At 71.9% G+C, this 5,031-nt stretch carries 5 protein-coding genes; 2 read left to right on the plus strand and 3 right to left on the minus strand.

The features are described from left to right. On the minus strand, nucleotides 1-347 hold a 347-nt coding region (locus COGEMETH_RS14105; protein WP_238183270.1), incomplete at its 3' end, for a response regulator. A gap of 347 nt (nucleotides 348-694) precedes the next feature. Here COGEMETH_RS14105 and COGEMETH_RS14110 point away from each other — a divergent pair. Then, nucleotides 695-1,057 (plus strand): hypothetical protein, encoded by a 363-nt coding sequence (locus COGEMETH_RS14110; RefSeq protein ID WP_238183271.1) that lies wholly within the window; start codon nucleotides 695-697, stop codon nucleotides 1,055-1,057. Between the two features lie 35 nt (nucleotides 1,058-1,092). Beyond that, nucleotides 1,093-2,022, plus strand: a complete 930-nt coding sequence (locus COGEMETH_RS14115; protein WP_238183272.1) for a ferredoxin reductase domain-containing protein — start codon at nucleotides 1,093-1,095, stop codon at nucleotides 2,020-2,022. A gap of 39 nt (nucleotides 2,023-2,061) precedes the next feature. Here the strand turns inward: COGEMETH_RS14115 and COGEMETH_RS14120 are convergent, their stop codons facing one another. Both COGEMETH_RS14120 and COGEMETH_RS14125 read right to left on the minus strand, forming a co-directional pair. Continuing rightward, nucleotides 2,062-3,276 carry an MFS transporter gene (locus COGEMETH_RS14120; RefSeq protein WP_238183273.1) on the minus strand — a complete coding sequence of 405 codons (1,215 nt, stop codon included), beginning with the start codon at nucleotides 3,274-3,276 and terminating at the stop codon, nucleotides 2,062-2,064. 163 nt (nucleotides 3,277-3,439) lie between these two features. Further along, the coding region (locus tag COGEMETH_RS14125; RefSeq protein WP_238183274.1) for an OmpA family protein at nucleotides 3,440-5,031 on the minus strand (1,592 nt) is incomplete at its 5' end.

Raw genomic sequence — 5,031 nt, forward strand, 5'->3', positions numbered from 1 at the left:
AGGCCGGCGAGCGCCGCGACCAGGCGGCCTGCATCGACCGGCTTGCGCTGGACCAGGGGCTGCGACCCGGACCGCCGCATCCGCGGCGGCAGGATTCCTGCCGTGCAGATCAGCACCGGCACCTGCGCCGCCGTCAGCGCCTCGAAGATCGGACTCGCGTCGCCGTCCGCGAGGTTGATGTCCAGCACCGCGAGATCGGGGATTTCACGACCGATCAGGCGGATCGCATCCCGGTTGCTGCGCACCGGGCCGATCACACGTGCGCCGGCCCCCTCGACGATGTCGGCCAGCTCCATCGCGATCAGCGTCTCGTCCTCGACGATCAGCACACGTTGATTAAACAGCATTCGCCGCTCCCGGACGCGCGATATTCCGCGTCGAGCCAAGTCTCGTGGATGTCAAGGGAACGCGCCGGACAAGATCGATACATCGGATCTACGTTCGCATCCCGTGGGAGCGAACAAGCCTGCTTCGCACAGGATGCGTCCGGTTTCGTACAGGGTCAATACGGGCGCAACGCATTGGACACTACGGCGCAAAAATATTTTTCTTGACCTTGGCATGAAGCCGGCCGGTCAAGTACGCGGGCTTCGCCGATCCCTTTAAGCCGGCCTTAACCATGATCGCGCAAGGTGCGGTGGACGACGGCGCGCCGCCTTCGAAGCGTGTCCGGTCGAATCGTTTGGAGACTCGAATGGCCGAGGCAGCGAGGCGGTTTCAACAGGCGGGCGGCTCCGACGTCGTGCGCCGGCTGCTGGCGCGGCCTATCCGCCTGGAGCAGCGGCAGCCGATCCCGGCGGCGCCCTCCCTCCCGCTCGATGCGAGCGTGGACGAGGATTGGGACGAGGCCGACGCGGACGAAGCGTCCGACGACGTCGCGCGTCTCGAGACTGAACTGACCCTGACGAAGGCGATCCTCCAGGCCGAACGCCGCGAACTGGCCGCCCTGCGCGCCCGGATCGAGCCGGCGCAGGAGGACGACCTTTCCGAGGAGGGCCGGGCCGTGCGCCAGCGCTGGGCGCTCCTCGTCGACAACCTGCTCCGGCCGGCGCGCTGACCGGCCTGCATCCTCACCGCAACCGAAGGGCGGCCATGAGCGCGCGCTGCTCACTCGTCGTCAACGGCAAGGCCGTGCGGGTCTCCACCGGCGATACGCCCCTGGAGGCCGCCCTTGCCGAAGGGATGATCGCCCCGACCCAGGGCTTGCACGGCACGCTGCTGCTGGGCCAGGCCATGGGCGCCGCGGCGCGCCGCGGGAAGGCGCGCCGGCTCCGCCCGGACGCCCTCAAGCTCTCCCAGGCCGGCGTTCCGATCGCGGGGCCCGCCGAGACGCCGCCGCTGCCGGTCTCCACGCGCAAGGGCACGCTCACCCAGGTGACGCCGCTCTCCGCCAACGTGGTCGAGATCGTGGTCACGCTCACCCGTCGGCTGATCCTGGAGCCCGGACACCAGGTCGAGGTCGGCTTCGAGGGTCTCGAATCCCTTACCTTGAGCCCGACGCTGCGGGTCGACGGTTCGGCGGAATTGAACGAACTCGTCTTCCACCTCCCCCGCGATTCCGAAGGGCGCTGCCTCACGGACGGCCTGTCACCGGACGCGGCGGTGAAGGTCAGGGGGCCTGTCGGACGAGGCCAGTACCGGCCGGGCGGCGGCCGCCTCGTGCTTGTGGCGGCCGGGACCGGCTTCGGCCCGGTCTGGTCCATCGCCCGCGCGGCCCGCTACATCGAGCCGGCCCGGGAGATGACCGTGATGGTCGGCGCCCGCGATGCCCTCGACCTCTACATGCGCGACAGCCTCGACTGGCTGCGACGCACCGGCGTCGGCCGGATCGTCCTCGTGGCCGACCGCGGACGCCAGCGTCCGCCGGACGTGCGGCCGGGGCCGCTCACCGCCCACCTGCCGCCCCTGAACGCCACCGACGTGGTCCACGTCGCCGGCGGCCCCTCGACGGTCGGCGCGGTCCAGGTGCTCGCGGCGTCCGTCGGCGCGCGCTGCTATCCGATCCTCACGGGCGACGCCTGAACCCCGCCGCCTGCCGGCTTTCCGGGTTCGCAGGGCCGATCAGAGGGCCGGCGGCCCTAAGGGGGCGAGGCGCGAGAGCCGGAGGGCGATCGCCAGCGCCAGGCCGTAGAGGCCGAACACGAAGACCACCACGCCGCCCCAGCCCGCATGGGCGAAGAACCAGCCGCCGGCCGTCCCGAGGACGGAGGAGCCGAGGTAGTACAGGCAGAGGTAGACCGCGGAGGCCTGCGCCCGGTCGCGCGAGGCCCGGCGCCCGACCCAGGAACTCGCGACGGAGTGGGCACCGAAGAAGCCGATCGTCACCACGACGATGCCGGCGACCACCAGCCAGAGGTTCTGCGACAGGGTCATCAGGATGCCGGCCAGCCCGAAGCCGATGGCGAGCCACAGCACACGGCGGCGTCCGAGGCGGCTGGCTACCTCGCCGGTCACGGCCGAACTCAGGGTGCCGAACAGGTAGACGACGAAGATCGCGCCGATGGCCGTCTGGCTCAGGGAGAAGGGCGGATCGAGCAGGCGGAAGCCGATGTAGTTGTAGAGGGTCACGAAGCCGCCCATCAGCAGGAAGGCCTCCGCGAACAGCCAGGGCAGGCCGGCATCGTGGAAGTGCCGTCCGAAACTGCCGGGCACTTCGCGCCAAGCCATCCGCGTAGGGCGAAAGCTGCGGGCGGGCGGGAGCGCCCACCAGAAGGCGAAGGCGGCGAGCAACGCCAGGACGCCGATGGTGCCGATCCCGAGCCGCCAGGAGGCATGGTCGGCGATCACGCCGGCGATCAGCCGCCCGCTCATGCCGCCGAGCGCGTTGCCGCCGACCAGGAGGCCCATGGACAGGCCGATGGCCCGCCCGTGCATCTCCTCGCCGAGATAGGCCATCGCGACCGCAGGCAGGCCGCTGGCGGCGAGGCCCGTCAGGGCGCGCAGGACCAGGAAGCCGTGCCAACTCGGTACCAGTGCGGCGACCAGCGTCAGGATCGCGGAGGCGAGCAGCGAGGCCAGCATCACCGGCTTGCGCCCCCAGACCTCGGAGAGCGGGCTGACCACGAGGAGCGCCACCGCGAGCACGGCGCAGGGCAGCGACAGGGCGAGGCTGCTCTCGGCCGGCGAAACATTGAACTCGTCGGCGTAGATCGGCAGCAGGGGCTGCACGCTGTAGAGCACCGCAAAGGTGGAGAAGCCCGCGGCGGCCAGCGCCACCGCGGTCCGGCGGAACACCGGCGTGCCGGGCATGATCAGCCGATCCTCGCCGTCCTCCATGCGTCCTATCCGATCCCTGCCGCCGTCGCGCCGTGTTGGGACGTGCAGGCCGGCATCGTCAACCGGCCGGGGCCCGGAGAGGCGGCAGGACGGCTGGGATCGTCATGCCGAGGCCGGCGTGCCGGATGGCCCGCACCCCGTGCGGATGCGGGCCGGTCCAGGCTCAGCGGGGCGGCGGGGTCGCCTCGGCCTGGCCCTGCTGGATCAGCGGCGTGATCCGGCGCACGGTCACGCGGCGGTTCTCGCGGGAGGCCGTCTGCGTGTTCACCTTGAGGTATTGCTCGCCGTAGCCTTGGGTCGTCAGGTTCTCGGGCGGCACCTGGAACTGCTGCGTCAGCACCGTGGCGACCGATTGGGCCCGGCGATCGGACAGCGACAGGTTGTCCACGTCGGCACCCACCGCGTCGGTGTAGCCCTCGATCAGGAAGACCTCCTGCGGGTTGGCCCGCACCGCCTGGTTGATCGCGGCGGCGATGGTCGAGAGGCGCCGGCCCTGGTCCAGTGTCACCGTGAACGAGCCCGAATCGAAGTTGATCGTGTCGATGTCCACGCTGCGCATCCGCGCCCGCAATTGCGGGCTGTAGCGGACCTGATCCAGGGTGTAGCGGCGGTCCACCGGGACCACGGGCGGGGCCGCCAGCGCCTCGTAGACGCTGCGCTCGTCGGCGCGGTCGTACTCCACCACGTAGCGCTCCCGCGGGATGCGGATGTCGGGCGGGGGCAGGTCGACCACGTCGTCGTAGATCGGGCGGCGGAGGCCGGCATAGCTGTTGTCGATCAGCACGACCTCACGGCCGTCACGGAAACGGCGGGAACGGCGCAGCAGGCGGCCGTCGTCGTCGACGATCGTCACGATCTGTTCGCCGTCCGGACGGTCGAGATAGGTGTAGGTGTCGGAGCCCCGCCGCTCGCTGCGGTAGGCCCGGCGGTCGAGATCGCGGAACCGCTCGTTCTCGTCGTGGCGGATGTAATAGTTGTCGCGGTCGCGCACGATGATGCGGCCGGGCTCGCGGATGTAGGTCCGCCCGTCCTCGTTGAACTCGCGCCGGTCGCGCTGGATGCGGCCGTAGTCGCGCACGTCCTCGTCGTCCTCGCGAAAACCGCCGGGGATGTAGCCGGGGCGGCCGGGCACGTTGAAGCCGCCGCGGCGCTCGCGGTCGTCAACCCGACCTGCGGGCAGGCCGGGTTGGACGCCCGGCTGGAGCCCCGGTTGCGCGCCGGGCGGCAGACCCGGCTGGGCCGCGCCCGGAGGCTGGAACCGGCCACCGGGATTCCCCGGAACGCCGTCGGGCGCCACGGCGCCGGGTGGGGTCGGTGATTTGCCGCCGTCCACCGGCTGGCCGGGAGTACCAAGACCCGGAGCACCAAGACCCGGAGCGCCGACACCCGGAGTGCCCACCCCTCCGTTCGGTCCGCCCTGGCGTCCGGGAGCGCCGTTCGGCGCCGGGACCGAGGCATCAGGCTGCGGCGTGCCGGGAGATTGCACGGGCCGGCCGGGTACGCCGGGGCGCGCGTTGGGCGGTGTCGTGCCGGCGCCTCCCTGGCCCGGAGGCGGGCCTCCGGCAGGCGTGTCCGCACCCGGCGTCGCACCGGGGGGCTGGACCGGGCGGCCCGGAACGCCGGGCCGCGCGTTCGGCGGCGTCGCACCGGGTCCACCCTGTCCCGGAGACTGTCCGGCGGCGGGGGGACGGGCGGGCGCATCCGGGCCGGGTGCCGTGCCGGGTGGCTGGACCGGACGGCCCGGAACGCCGGGGG

This window comes from Methylobacterium trifolii, from assembly GCF_022179685.1.
GTDB classification, from domain to species: Bacteria; Pseudomonadota; Alphaproteobacteria; order Rhizobiales; family Beijerinckiaceae; genus Methylobacterium; species Methylobacterium trifolii.

Excerpts from the sequence above, each read along its gene's own strand:
- COGEMETH_RS14110 (WP_238183271.1), top strand. The coding sequence starts at position 695 with ATGGCCGAGGCAGCGAGGCGGTTTCAACAGGCGGGCGGCTCCGACGTC.
- COGEMETH_RS14115 (WP_238183272.1), top strand. The coding sequence starts at position 1,093 with ATGAGCGCGCGCTGCTCACTCGTCGTCAACGGCAAGGCCGTGCGGGTC.
- COGEMETH_RS14120 (WP_238183273.1), bottom strand. The coding sequence starts at position 3,276 with ATGGAGGACGGCGAGGATCGGCTGATCATGCCCGGCACGCCGGTGTTC.